Annotated in this window: 12 protein-coding genes; 4 read left to right on the plus strand and 8 right to left on the minus strand. The window is 55.4% G+C overall.

What is annotated here, in order from left to right; genetic code table 11:
• Window positions 1–43 precede the first annotated feature (43 nt).
• The 3 genes from R0135_RS12425 to gpmI all read right to left on the minus strand — a co-directional run bounded on the left by R0135_RS12425 (window position 44) and on the right by gpmI (window position 4,240).
• A complete protein-coding gene (locus R0135_RS12425) occupies window positions 44–1,390 on the minus strand; it encodes a S41 family peptidase (protein WP_407347179.1) in 1,347 nt (448 codons plus the stop codon).
• 75 nt (window positions 1,391–1,465) lie between these two features.
• A complete protein-coding gene (locus R0135_RS12430; protein WP_407347180.1) occupies window positions 1,466–2,671 on the minus strand; it encodes a murein hydrolase activator EnvC family protein in 1,206 nt (401 codons plus the stop codon).
• Window positions 2,672–2,680: 9 nt separating this feature from the next.
• Window positions 2,681–4,240 carry a 2,3-bisphosphoglycerate-independent phosphoglycerate mutase gene (gene gpmI, locus R0135_RS12435; protein ID WP_407347181.1) on the minus strand — a complete coding sequence of 520 codons (1,560 nt, stop codon included), beginning with the start codon at window positions 4,238–4,240 and terminating at the stop codon, window positions 2,681–2,683.
• A gap of 192 nt (window positions 4,241–4,432) precedes the next feature.
• Here gpmI and R0135_RS12440 point away from each other — a divergent pair, with 192 nt between their 5' ends.
• Genes R0135_RS12440 through secB form a run of 3 tightly spaced genes read left to right on the plus strand, consistent with a single transcriptional unit; the run spans window position 4,433 to window position 5,680 of the window.
• Window positions 4,433–4,849, plus strand: coding sequence for a rhodanese-like domain-containing protein (locus R0135_RS12440; protein WP_407347182.1), 417 nt, complete (start codon window positions 4,433–4,435; stop codon window positions 4,847–4,849).
• Between the two features lie 13 nt (window positions 4,850–4,862).
• A complete protein-coding gene (gene grxC / locus R0135_RS12445; RefSeq protein ID WP_407347183.1) occupies window positions 4,863–5,132 on the plus strand; it encodes a glutaredoxin 3 in 270 nt (89 codons plus the stop codon).
• Between the two features lie 53 nt (window positions 5,133–5,185).
• Window positions 5,186–5,680 (plus strand): protein-export chaperone SecB, encoded by a 495-nt coding sequence (gene secB / locus R0135_RS12450; protein WP_407347184.1) that lies wholly within the window; start codon window positions 5,186–5,188, stop codon window positions 5,678–5,680.
• Between the two features lie 32 nt (window positions 5,681–5,712).
• Here the strand turns inward: secB and trmL are convergent, their stop codons facing one another.
• The 5 genes from trmL to glnA all read right to left on the minus strand — a co-directional run bounded on the left by trmL (window position 5,713) and on the right by glnA (window position 10,945).
• Window positions 5,713–6,177 (minus strand): tRNA (uridine(34)/cytosine(34)/5-carboxymethylaminomethyluridine(34)-2'-O)-methyltransferase TrmL, encoded by a 465-nt coding sequence (trmL, locus tag R0135_RS12455; protein WP_407347185.1) that lies wholly within the window; start codon window positions 6,175–6,177, stop codon window positions 5,713–5,715.
• Between the two features lie 3 nt (window positions 6,178–6,180).
• The gene (gene ntrC, locus R0135_RS12460) at window positions 6,181–7,599 is read right to left on the minus strand and encodes a nitrogen regulation protein NR(I) (protein ID WP_407347186.1); all 1,419 of its coding nucleotides are present in this window, start codon (window positions 7,597–7,599) and stop codon (window positions 6,181–6,183) included.
• A 1-nt stretch (window position 7,600) separates the two neighbouring features.
• Window positions 7,601–8,647, minus strand: coding sequence for a nitrogen regulation protein NR(II) (gene glnL / locus R0135_RS12465; protein WP_407347187.1), 1,047 nt, complete (start codon window positions 8,645–8,647; stop codon window positions 7,601–7,603).
• Between the two features lie 232 nt (window positions 8,648–8,879).
• Window positions 8,880–9,440: a hypothetical protein gene (locus R0135_RS12470; protein ID WP_407347188.1), complete on the minus strand. Its 561-nt coding sequence runs from the start codon at window positions 9,438–9,440 to the stop codon at window positions 8,880–8,882.
• A gap of 98 nt (window positions 9,441–9,538) precedes the next feature.
• Window positions 9,539–10,945, minus strand: a complete 1,407-nt coding sequence (glnA, locus tag R0135_RS12475) for a glutamate--ammonia ligase (RefSeq protein WP_407347189.1) — start codon at window positions 10,943–10,945, stop codon at window positions 9,539–9,541.
• A 375-nt stretch (window positions 10,946–11,320) separates the two neighbouring features.
• Here glnA and typA point away from each other — a divergent pair, with 375 nt between their 5' ends.
• Complete coding sequence (typA, locus tag R0135_RS12480; RefSeq protein ID WP_407347190.1) at window positions 11,321–13,135, plus strand: translational GTPase TypA; 1,815 nt, start codon at window positions 11,321–11,323, stop codon at window positions 13,133–13,135.

Here is a 13,135-nt window from a genome sequence, read left to right on the forward strand (position 1 = left end):
GGTCTGTCTCTATGTCTGCTGCTTGTTGGTACCTGTCGCGAAATCAGGACTCAACGATACTGTCTTTGACAGCGACAGTTTGTTGATCCATAGGCAGCGGTTTTGGCGCTCTGGGATTCATGATGTTGAGACCTTTTAGCAGGATCAGCGCTTCATAAAGCTGGTTGTCCCGGGAGATAAGTCCTTTGCTCGCTTGCGTCGCCACCGCCGCCTGATCGGTGGTGTTGTCCAGATGCCCCGCAAGGTCTCTCTCGCTAACGCGGCCTGAGTCGTCAAAGGTTTCTACCTTTGCCCGTTCGACAATAATATCGGGCTTGATACCCTCGGCCTGAATCGAGCGACCGTTTGGCGTGAAGTAACGCGCCGTGGTCAATTTTACAGCGCGAGACTCAGAAATAGGCATTACGGTTTGCACGGACCCCTTACCGAAACTTTGGGTACCCATGACTACGGCTCGAGCGTGATCCTGAAGTGCGCCGGCAACAATCTCAGAAGCGCTGGCCGAACCACGATTAATCAGAACAATCAGCGGCGCGCCCTCGGTGATATCACCGGCGGCGGCGGCGTAGTTTTGCGCTGCGTTGTTCAAGCGACCCTCGGTGTAAACAACGTTGCCGCTTTCCATAAACAGGCCCGCGACATCGACGCTAGCCCCAAGTACTCCACCGGGGTTGTTGCGCAGGTCCAGCACCAGGCCTTTCAAAGGCTGTTCGGCCAGTAACTTTTCGATGGAGGCTTTTACATCGTCGCCGGTCTTTTGTTGAAATTGAGAGATGCGCAGATACGCAAAGCCCGGCTCCAACCATCGCTCGCGGACACTTGCCACACGGATGGTGTCTCGTACCAGGGTGACATCAAAGGGCTCCTGCTCTCCCGGACGTCCAATGGACACTACAATTTCGCTGCCCTTGGGACCGCGCATTTTTTCCACTGCTTCGTTGAGACTCATTCCGCGAATGGCGACATCGTCCAATTTGAGAATCACGTCGCCCGATTGAATGCCAGCATCCGTTGCCGGGGACCCATCAATGGGCGAAATCACCTTGAGAAAGCCGTTCTCCATTCCCACTTCCAGCCCCAAACCTGAAAACTCACCTGTCGTTGATGTTTGCAGGTCCTCGTAGGCATCGCGCTCCAGGTAAACCGAATGCGGGTCCAGGCCACTGAGCATGCCTTTTATGGCGTACTCCAGAAGAGTGCTGTCATCGACCTCTTCGACGTAGCCCATGCGAATCTGATTAAAGACATCAGCGAAAGTGCGCAGCTCATCCAGTGGGAGTTCTGTTTGGTCAGCGTTGTCCTGAGCAAAAGCAAGCGCACCGGTGCCCAGCAATAGACTTGCGACGGCGCCGGCAAAAAAGCGTTGGAGTGGTGTACGTGTCGTTTTCATGGCATGCATCGTTAAATTTTGGAAACCTATATAGAAACATCAGTGTAGCCTAATCGGCGCTGTACCTAAGTGCGCCTAACCACGGCACCAACCCTGAGGATCGGTCGGCTTACCGTCTTTACGAATTTCGAAGTACAAGCCAGCCTCGCTCTGACCACCGCTATCGCCCACGGTGGATACCGGCGCTCCTGCTGTGACCCAATCGCCAACCTCGCGCAGGAGACTTTCATTGTGCGCATAAAGACTCAAATAGCCTTCACCATGGTCGATCACCAGCAAAAGCCCTGAGCCGCGAAGCCAGTCGGCATAGACTACGCGACCGTGGTGAATGGCGGCCACGGTACTTCCGGAATCGGCTTTTAAGCGAACCCCCTGCCAGCGCATTTTTCCCTGGTTGCGGGGGCGACCGAAACGATTGGTAATTCTGCCCTCGACTGGCCAGCGCATACTGCCTTTGGCAGCACTGAAAGGTTCGACATCGTCCTGAGGTATAAGTTGCGCCAGCGCTGCGTCGATTTCACCGAGGAGAATCTCCAGTTGCTCCCGGTCTTGCTGCCGGGCCGCCAGCTGCGCAGCTTCGCTTTTAAGGGTGCTGTCGATTTTTTTCAGCAGGGCTCTGCGTTCGCTGCGCTGGGTCTCCAGTGTGCGCTGTCGCCCTGCCAGAGCGATACGCTGCTCCTCCAGCTGAGCTTCGCGGGTCTTTAGTTCCTGTGTGAGGTCCACAAGCTCGCTTAAGGTGATTCGGTATTCGTCCAGCAGTTCACTGCGCGCTGCCAGAATGTAGCGGTAGTAGGCAAGCATGCGAGTCAGGACCTGAGGGTCCTCCTCGCTGAGCAGGAGTTTGAGCTGATCATTACCACCACCCTTGTATGCGTTGCGAATCTCCTGGGCCACGGCATCACGCTGAGCGTCGGCGGCATCTGTAAGCTGGCCCTGTTTTACTCCCAGCCTGGCTATTTCCTTTTGATTGCTGCTTATTGCGGAGCGTGTTGCCTGTTGTTGCTCCTGCAGACGTCCCAAAGCGACTTCGCTGCGACGCAAGTCAGCCTGTAGGCCACTGCGTTGTTTCTCCCGGGTGGCTTGCGCCGCAGCGATGCGCGCAATGTCTTTTTCGAGCTGCGTCAGGCGTTCCCGGGTCTCTTTGGCGTCGGCGCTGCTGTTTTGAGCCTGCGACAAGGGTGCTGTGACTATCGTAGCAAGTAGCAAGCTCCCAAGCAGCGACCATGACAGCGCGGTAAAAAGCGCCCGCTGACTGCGATTAGCTGAAGCAGTGCGCCTCACGGGCAGTGATTACTCCGGGTCGCTGGGATTGATTGGCTGGATCAAGCTGTGGCCAGTCATTTCTTGAGGCTGGTCCAGAGCCATCAGTGAGAGTAGTGTCGGCGCTATGTCCGCCAGAATGCCGCCTTGGGGATTCAGAGCCAGGGGCGTATCGCCCAGATAAACCAGAGGTACTGACTCCGTGGTGTGCTGCGTGTGAAGCTGCCCGGACTCGTAATCCTGCATCTGCTCGCAATTGCCGTGGTCCGCGGTAATGAGCGCCTGACCATTTACGTCTTTCAGGGCGCTTTCCACACGGGCAAGACACCCGTCTAGCGCCTCCACAGCCTGCATTGCCGCCGCGTAATTACCGGTATGGCCCACCATGTCTCCGTTGGCGTAGTTGCACACGATGAGATCGTACTTGCGGGACCTAATGGCTTCTACAAGCTTGTCGGTGACCTGTGGGGCACTCATGGCAGGCTGAAGATCGTAGGTAGGCACATCGGGGGACGGGACCAGGATGCGAGTCTCGTGCTCGAACTCATCTTCCCGGCCGCCGCTAAAAAAGAACGTGACATGCGCGTATTTCTCGGTTTCCGCGATGCGAAGTTGCGAGAGCCCCTTGTCCGCTATCCAGGCGCCCAATACGTTATCCAATTTGCTGGGTGGGAATGCACAGGCAGCAGGCATCCCCGCCGCATACTCAGTGGTCATTACAAAACCCGATAACTTGGGACGCTCTGCTCGCTTGAAGCCCTTAAAATCGTCTTCTACGAAGGCCTGGCTTATCGCTCTTGCGCGGTCCGCGCGGAAATTCATGAACAGCACCGCATCCCCGTCACTTATGGGAGCAGGCGCTGCGATGCGCGTAGGTGCTACAAACTCATCATTTTCGTCCCGTGCATAGGCTGCATCGAGGGCCTCCATAGCGGTTTCTGCCGAGAACTCTGAGTCTCCCTGCGTCAGCAATCGGTACGCGGGCTCTACACGCTCCCAGCGTTGATCCCGGTCCATGGCAAAGTAGCGGCCGGTGATGCTGGCGATGCGTCCAATGCCAATTTCATCAAAGCACTTCCTGGCAGCCTCTAGCGATGCTTTTGCACTGCGCGGAGGTGTGTCACGGCCATCCAGAAAAGCATGCAGATAAATTTTTGTAGCGCCACGGCTCGCGGCAAGTCGCAGCGCGGCAAATAGGTGGCGTTCGTGGCTGTGGACCCCGCCGGTCGACAGCAGGCCCATTACATGTACAGCGCCCTTTGCGGCGATGGCTGCATCGATGGCTTCACAGTACGCTGGATTGGTGTCGAAACTGCCGTCACTGATCGCCTTGTCGATACGCGAAATGCTCTGGTAGAGCACACGTCCTGAGCCAAGACTCATATGCCCTACTTCTGAGTTCCCGAACTGACCCTGAGGTAAGCCTACATCTTCTCCTGACGCAGAAATCAGTGTGTGAGGCGATTCGCTCCACAGGCGATCCCAGGTAGGCGTGTCCGCGTTTGCGATAGCGTTGTCCTGGATCTCCTCGCGGTAACCCCAGCCGTCGAGAATGATTAAAACGGTGGGCGATTTTTGCTGTTCCTGCATACTCGGCTAGTCCGGATCGTTGTATCAATGTGTCTGGCGCTCTGGCTGGTTTGTCCGGCCCCGCGCTCCTGAAAAGTGATTCTACCGATTGTCGGCCATGGGCGCATTTTTCGGGGTGGAGCAACATACGGTCAAACTGTATACTTCGCGACCTTTTCGGCCTTAGGGCCTTGTCGGTATACCTACGGGATCATGGAACTTTTTCTAGAATTTGCAGCTCAGCAATGGATTCTTATGGCCGCACTGGCGGTTGCCATTGGAATGTTGGTCGCCCACGAAGGCCGAAAATCCGGCCCCGCGTTGAGCCCACAGCAGGCCATCAACCTCATAAATCGTGAGGATGGTGTGTTTGTGGATTTGCGGGACGCCGCTGCCTTCAAGCAGGGTCATATCGTGGAGGCGCGACACATTCCCATGGCTAAGCTTGCGGAGCGCGCTTCCGAACTGGACTCCTTTAAAGACAAGCCCGTGGTGCTTGTGTGCAAGATGGGGCAGCAGGCCGCCACCGCTGGTAAGCAACTGCGTGCCGCCGGGTTTAACCAGGTTTACAAAATGGCAGGTGGCATGATGGAGTGGTCAAGTCTGCAGCTGCCCACCGTTAACAAGTAGCTGGATCCTGACCATGAGTGCCGACGTTACTCTTTACACCACACGATTTTGTCCTTACTGCGTGGCGGCAAAGCGCTTGCTGGACGCGAAGGGCGTAAGCTATCGGGACATTCCCGTAGATGGGGATGCGCAGTTGCGGCAAGAAATGACCAAGCGCGCCGGGCAGCGCACAGTGCCGCAAATCTGGATTGGAGAGACGCATGTTGGCGGATACACCGATCTTGCGGCCCTGGAGCAACGGGGTCTTCTCGACGGTCTTTTGAACGCAGCCTCAGGCACTTAACAACGAATTCAACGTAGTTTTATATTTTCTTTAAAAAAGCAGGAGCAGGAACGATGGCCGACGAACAGGCAGCAGCAACTCAGGAACCCGTACAGCAGCAGTTTGTATTGCAGCGCATTTACAATAAGGACTTGTCTTTTGAGTCTCCTGCGACGCCAGAAGTGTTTAAGAAGCAGTGGCAGCCAAAGGTCAATGTTGATCTGAACACGCGCAGCAATGCTATAGATGAAGAAGGCAACTTCGAGGTGGTTCTTACCATCACTGTGACCTCAAAGATGGAAGAAGACACCGCGTTTTTGGTTGAAGTTCAGCAAGCCGGTATTTTCTTTATCACTGGTTTTGAGCCCGATCAATTGCGTCGCGTTTTGGGAACAGCAGCACCCAATATTTTGTTCCCTTACGCTCGCGAGACAATCGACAACCTGGTAGTTAAGGGCGGTTTTCCGGCTCTTATGCTGTCACCGGTAAGCTTTGATGCGCTGTTTGAGCAGGCTTTGGCTCAGCAGGCACAACAGCAGGCTGCCGCAGAAGCACCGGCTACTCACTAAGCCTCGGGTAAAGGGTTCCCGCGCTTGGCTGTCTAAGCCATGCCCGGGAAACCCAACTGCCGCAGTCCCTCGTAAAGTACGAGGGCTGTTGCATTGCTCAAGTTGAGGCTTCGACTGTCGGGGAGCATGGGTACGCGCAAGCAGCGATGAACACCCAGTTCATCGATGAGCGGGACAGGCAGGCCCCGAGTCTCCGGTCCAAACAGCAGAACATCATCTTTTTGGAACTGCGCCTGGGTATATGTTTTTGTGCCTCGGGTACTCAGTGTCCAGATCCGTGGTTTATTCAGCGCTGCCACCATTGCATCCAAACTTTCGTGAACGCGAACGTCTGCAAATTCTCGATAATCCAGTCCGGCACGTCGTAATTGTTTGTCCTCCAGGGAAAACCCCAGAGGCTTGATAAGGTGCAGTACGCATCCGGTGTTTGCGCACAGGCGCATGATGTTCCCCGTATTCGGGGGTATTTCCGGCTCATACAGTGCGACTTGCAGCATGATTTACCCTTCGTCGCTCTCTAATTCTTTCATTTTTCGTGTGAGGGTGTTCCGGCCCCAGCCCAAGAGCTCTGCTGCGTCGCGTTTGCGGCCGCGGGTGTGTGCCAGCGCAACGTCAATAAGTGCTTTTTCGAAAGCCGGGACGGCATCGCGAAGGATGTGCTGCTTGCCGCTGACCAGCTCTGTGCGAGCCCACTGGCACAGCAGTTCCTGCCATTGTGTTTCCTGTTCGCCGGCGCTCTCTACGTCGTTGCGACCAAGCTCGGGCGGCAAATCAGACAGGTGTATTTCTCGTCCCGATGCCATTACCGTCAACCAGCGGCAGGTGTTTTCCAACTGGCGCACGTTTCCAGGCCAGGTGAGTGAGCTTAAAAACTGCTGGGTTTCCGGAAGCAGAATTTTGGGTGCACCGCCAAGCTCCTTGGCCGCTTTATCGAAGAAGAACTCCATGAGCCGCGGTATGTCTTCCTGACGTTCGGATAACTTTGGTATGTGGATGCGGATGACGTTCAGGCGGTGAAAGAGGTCTTCGCGAAAGTCGCCGCGGCGTACCAGCCCCTCCAGATCCTGATGAGTTGCAGCAATGATCCGTACGTCTGTGCGCTGTGATGTGTGGCCACCGACGCGATAAAACTCACCATCGGCTAGAACGCGAAGGAGTCGGGTTTGAGTTTCTGCCGGCATGTCGCCAATTTCATCGAGAAACAGCGTGCCGCCATTGGCCTGCTCAAAACGGCCCTCTCGACGGGTGTTAGCTCCGGTGAATGCCCCCTTTTCGTGCCCAAACAGCTCGGATTCCATGAGATCCCTGGGAATGGCGGCCATGTTCAAGGCAATAAAAGGAGCATTTACTCTGGGGCTGTGGCGATGCAAAGCCCGGGCAACGAGTTCCTTGCCGGTTCCGGACTCGCCATTGATAAGTACCGTGATGTTGCTGTGCGCGAGGCGACCAATGGCACGAAACACCTCCTGCATGGCCGGTGCTTCGCCGATGATCTCTGGTGTGGGCTCCCCACTGCTTGTGCGCTTTGGAGTCCCCTTACCGCGCTCGCGCACCTGCGCTAAAGCGCGCTCGGCTACTGCCACTACCTCGTCAATGTCGAAGGGCTTGGGCAGGTATTCAAAAGCACCTTGTTGATAGGACGCGACCGCGCTGTCCAGATCTGAGTGTGCAGTGGTGATGATTACCGGCAGCTCAGGATGATTCTCGCGAATTCGCTGCAGCAGCTCGAGCCCATCCATTCCGGGCATTCGAATATCACTGATAACCACGTCCGGGAGCTCGTCTTCCATGCGTTGCAGCATGGACTCCGCATCGGCAAAACACTCTCTATCAATGTCAGCTTGTACAAGGGCCTTCTCAAGGACCCAGCGTATAGATTGGTCATCATCAACGACCCATACCGAGCCAGAATTTTGCATGTCAGTTGTCCATGGGTAGATAGATGGTGAAACAGGTTTCGCCAGGGCGACTGTCGTAGTTCAACAAGCCGCCATGGCGATGAACGATGGATTGGGAGATCGAGAGCCCCAAACCTGTGCCTTCGGCACGTCCGCTGACCATCGGCGCAAACAGATTCTCGGTGATCTGTTCTGGTATGCCAGGGCCGTTATCAATAATGTCGATTTGACATACCAGCCGGTGACGATGCTCGCCTATGGTGAACTGCCGCTGGGAGCGGCTGCGTAGGGTAAGCGCACACTGAGGTTGCTTGTCTGTTGCCTGGAGAGCGTTGCCGACGATGTTGAGCAAGGCTTGTATGAGCTGTGCGCGGTCACCTCTGATGGTCGGCAGGCTGGGGTCGTAGTCGCGGACAATGGCGAGCCGCTCGCCGGCCTCTACAACTGCCAACTGCAGCACATGCTCCAGCACTTCATGCACGTTCAGGGGTAGCAGGGCGGGTTGTTTGTTAGGCCCGAGTAATCGATCCACCAGATCTCTGAGTCGGTCAGCTTCTTGAATAATGATGCCGGTGTATTCTTGAAGGGAGCCCTGGGGAAGCTCTCGCGCCAGCAGTTGTGCCGCTCCGCGAATACCTCCCAACGGGTTTTTGATCTCATGAGCCAGACCTCGAACAACTGTGCGGGTCGTTTCCTGAGCGTGCACCAGATTTTCTTCTTTATTGATGCGCAGCAGGCGATCCACCGGCTGTAGTTCGATGAGAAAAGCCAGGTACGCCACCTCCCGCATGGGCGAGACCACAATGTCTGCATAAGTGGGTTTACCGTCCCGGGTATCCAATGCCAGACCTCGGCGAACGATGGCGCGGCCTTCTTCTGCCGCCTGGTCGAGAGTGGCTCGCCAGGGAACGTCCGGTCGCTCCAGTTCGCAGATCATCTGACCGATAATCCGTGCCTCAGATAGCTGCAACAGCGCTTCCGCAGACGGGTTTATCATGCGCACGCGATAGTCGGCATCAAGGCCAATGATGCCGCTACTGATGTTGTCGATGATGTCTTGTTGCAGCATATAAAGCTGTTTTACGCCCACTTTCGCTCAACGTGCTTGATAATGAAGCAAAAATGAAGCCATGTCCTTGTCTTTTACTGCCTAGCTTAGGACGGCATAAGGTTGGGACTTTTTCTGAAAGTAAACACTCACTTACTGTTTAAATTGGAATGACAAACGCACGAAATCACGAGCATTATGGCTCTAAATCATGCGTTTGCGCCAAAATAGTGCGTTTTGGCGGCCTCGAGAATTAGCGCCCGATGATTGAGGGGCGCAGCACGTACACTCTCACGGGCTCGGACGAGGCAACCACCTTTCCTCGGGAGGTTGTTCGCTGCACTACCAGATCGTGGGGGCCGCGCAAAGCACCCTCAATAGTCCAGTTGCCGGACGACTGTGCCCCACCCTGGGGGACGCCATCCATCAAGAGAATGAGTTGCTCGCCTGAGGTCAAGGCAGGGCTGGCCGACGCGCTCACGGTAAAGTTGCCGGGACCCATGGCAATGGTGCTTTCGTTGGCCGGTGCCGCAATGCTTACCCTGGGTTTTTCTATCGTCTGAGATTCGGCGCTGGGATTCGCGCTTGACGCCGCCGGCGGTCGCGCCTGGATGGGGGTAGCGCTGTTGGTTTCTTCCAGCTCAATTTTTTCGACGCTTTGGCTATCAGTGTTGCCGATGACGCCGGGGCTATCGGTAAAAACAACACCATCCTTGCCGTCGATGACTTTATATATCTGGCCCCAGCCATGACTCGCAGGAGCCACTATGAGCGTCGTTAAAGCTACAAGGATGGCTTTCTTTTGCAGGGTCATAGCGAATCTCCAATGCTTGTCTGATCACCGTAGCAGATCGTTGGGCAAAAAAAAGCCCGCTCCAGGAGCGGGCTTTACTGCTGTCTGTGCTAAGCAGTTTACAACGAGTAGTACATATCGAACTCGACGGGGTGAGTTGTCATATCGAGTCGCTCAATTTCCTCAGACTTGAGCGCGATGTAGCCATCGATCATGTCGTCGGTGAATACGCCGCCGGCCGTGAGAAATTCGCGGTCCGCATCCAGAGCTTCCATCGCCATGCTCAGGCTCGATGCAACGGTGGGAATCGCTTTGCCTTCTTCTGGAGGAAGGTCATACAGATCCTTATCTGCAGCGTCTCCAGGGTGAATCTTGTTCTGGATGCCATCCAGGCCTGCCATCAGCATGGCCGCAAACGCCAGATAAGGGTTAGCGGTAGGATCAGGGAAGCGAACCTCTACGCGCTTGCCCTTGGGGCTGGGCTCGTAGGGAATACGGATGGAAGCCGACCGGTTGCGCGCTGAGTACGCGAGCATTACCGGGGCTTCAAAGCCTGGAACAAGGCGCTTGTAGCTATTGGTCGATGCATTGGTAAATGCATTGAGAGCGCGAGCGTGCTTGATAATTCCGCCAATGTAGTAAAGAGCAGTGTCCGAAAGGCCTGCATAGCCGTCACCGGCAAAAATGTTTTCGCCATCTTTGCTGATTGACTGGTGTACGTGCATGCCAGAACCGTTGTCGCCAACAAGTGGCTTAGGCATAAATGTCGCGGTCTTGCCATAGGCGTGCGCCACATTGTGTACGCAGTACTTCAGAATCTGCACTTCGTCTGCTTTCTGGATCAGTGTATTGAACTTGACTCCAATCTCACACTGACCCGCTGTGCCTACCTCGTGGTGGTGAACCTCGATAGGCAGACCCATCTGTTCCATCGCAGCACACATCGCCGCACGAATGTCGTGCAGAGAATCCACCGGCGGCACGGGGAAGTAGCCGCCCTTCACGCCTGGGCGGTGACCGATATTGCCATCGTCAAAGCTGTGGTTTGAGGCCCAGGCAGCTTCTTCAGAGTTGATGGAATAGCCAGCACCTGACATATCGGCGTGCCACTTCACATCGTCAAATACAAAAAACTCCGGCTCGGGCCCGAAGTAGGCAGTGTCGCCAATACCTGTGGATTTGAGGTATTCCTCAGCGCGGTGGGCCACAGATCGTGGGTCGCGCTCGTAGCCCGCCATGGTCATCGGTTCTACGATGTCGCAGCGCAGGATTACGGTGGTGTCGTCCGTAAAGGGATCCAGAACGCTGCTGCTGTCATCTGGCATAAGAATCATGTCGGACTCGTTGATGCCTTTCCAGCCTGCGATGGAGGAGCCATCAAACATCTTGCCGCCGTCAAAGAAGTCCTCGTCGACTTCGCTGGACGGGATCGAGACGTGCTGCTCTTTACCGCGGGTATCGGTGAAGCGCAGGTCTACCCAGCCGGCTTCGCTTTCTTTAATCAGGTTCAGAGTCTTCTCTGACATTGTGGGTCCTCCAGTTGGAAAAGTAGTGCAACTCGCGCCGGGACAAACTGCCCCGGAGGTCGTGCACCTTAACAGTAAAAGTGCCTTAGGAAATAGCAAGAGCTATGCCACAGTGGTGCCTTTTACAAGCAATTGAAAAGTAATAGTTTTTATCTTAGACGAGGCGTTGTCTTCGGTATTTTGCAATTCGGTGGTGCGTCTTTGCCCTATTTTGGTGCACTGCAGGGCGTTTGCTTATCAAGGGTGTGCATTATGCCGCCTAACGCCGCTGTGCAGGCTTGCAATCCGCCGCTATAATCGCGGCCTTTTTTAGCTCCCCAACTTCCTTAATGAGCTGCCGGATAACGCTTTCTGCGCCGGGGCCGGACTATCGCTGTGATCGAAAAACTTCGCAATATCGCCATTATCGCCCACGTAGACCACGGTAAGACGACACTTGTCGACTGCCTGTTACGACAGTCTGGCACCTTGGATCGCCGGGATGCTGATTCCGTTCGAATCATGGACTCCAATGATCAGGAGCGCGAGCGCGGCATTACCATTCTTGCCAAGAATACGGCCATTAACTACGGCGATTACCGCATCAATATCGTCGATACCCCCGGGCACGCCGATTTTGGTGGGGAAGTGGAGCGAGTTCTTTCCATGGTCGACTCGGTGTTGCTCTTGGTTGATGCGGTTGATGGCCCCATGCCCCAAACCCGGTTTGTAACATCCAAGGCATTCGCCCAGGGCCTGAAGCCTATTTTGGTAGTCAACAAGGTTGATCGTCCCGGCGCCCGCCCGGATTGGGTTGTGGATCAGGTGTTCGATCTGTTTGATTCCTTGGGTGCCAGCGAGGAACAGCTGGACTTCCCGATTATCTTTGCCTCAGCGCTTGACGGTATTTCGGGCCTGGATCACGAGGACATGGCTGACGATATGACGCCATTGTTTGAGTCCATTATTAGCAAGGTGCCGGCGCCGGACGTTGACGTAGACGGCCCGCTGCAGCTGCAAGTCAGCGCGCTGGATTACAACAGCTACGTTGGTGTCATCGGGGTGGGACGCATAAGTCGCGGTATTCTCAAGCCCAATACCCAGGTGGTAGTAGTTGATCACGAGGGCAAGCAGCGTAAAGGCAAGGTTCTGCAGGTAATGGGCTATATGGGTCTTGAGCGTATCGAGACTGCCGAGGCTCGCGCCGGTGACATCGTTTGTGTCACGGGGATTGAGGCGCTGAATATCTCCGACACACTTTGTGATCCGGCTACGCCAGATGCCCTGCCGCCTTTGAGCGTTGACGAACCGACTGTCAGCATGACTTTTCAGGTCAATGACTCACCGTTCGCGGGCAAAGAAGGCAAGTACGTGACCTCCCGCAACATCGCGGAGCGACTTGAGCGTGAGCTTATCCACAACGTTGCACTGCGTGTTGAGCCGGGTGAGACCCCCGATAAGTTCAAAGTGTCCGGTCGTGGCGAATTACACTTGTCTGTGTTGATTGAGAGCATGCGGCGTGAAGGCTTTGAAATGGGTGTCTCTCGCCCTGAAGTTATTCGTAAAGAAGTCGATGGTGTCATCCATGAGCCCTTCGAAGAGCTGGTTATCGATTGTGAAGACAAGCATCAGGGTTCGTTAATGGAAGAGCTCGGCGCCCGGCGTGCGGAGCTTAAAAACATGAGCCCCGACGGTAAGGGATGGGTGCGTCTGGAGTTCATTGTGCCGGCGCGTGGTTTGATTGGATTTCGTTCCCTGTTTCTTACACTGACATCCGGCAGTGGCACCCTGACCCACATCTTCGACCACTACGGACCCGTAAAGGATCAGGAGATCAGTCATCGCAGCAACGGTGTCTTGGTCTCTATGGTGAAAGGAAAAACGCTGGCTTTTGGTTTGTTCAACCTGCAGGAGCGTGGACGTCTGTTTGTGGACCCCAATGTCCAGGTTTACGAAGGACAAATTGTCGGGCTACACAGCAGGGGTAATGACCTGACCGTAAACCCAACCAAGGCCAAGCAATTGACCAACGTCCGTGCCTCAGGCACCGATGAAGCTCTGGTTCTTACCCCGCCTACCCGTCACACCCTGGAGCAGGCGCTGGAGTTCATCGAGGACGATGAGCTGGTTGAGGTAACACCCGAAAGCATTCGCCTGCGCAAAAAGCTGCTTTTGGAGCACGAGCGTAAGCGCGCCTCTCGCGGCGGCTAG

Origin of the sequence: Congregibacter variabilis, assembly GCF_045689235.1 — a bacterium.
Taxonomy (GTDB): domain Bacteria; phylum Pseudomonadota; class Gammaproteobacteria; order Pseudomonadales; family Halieaceae; genus Congregibacter; species Congregibacter variabilis.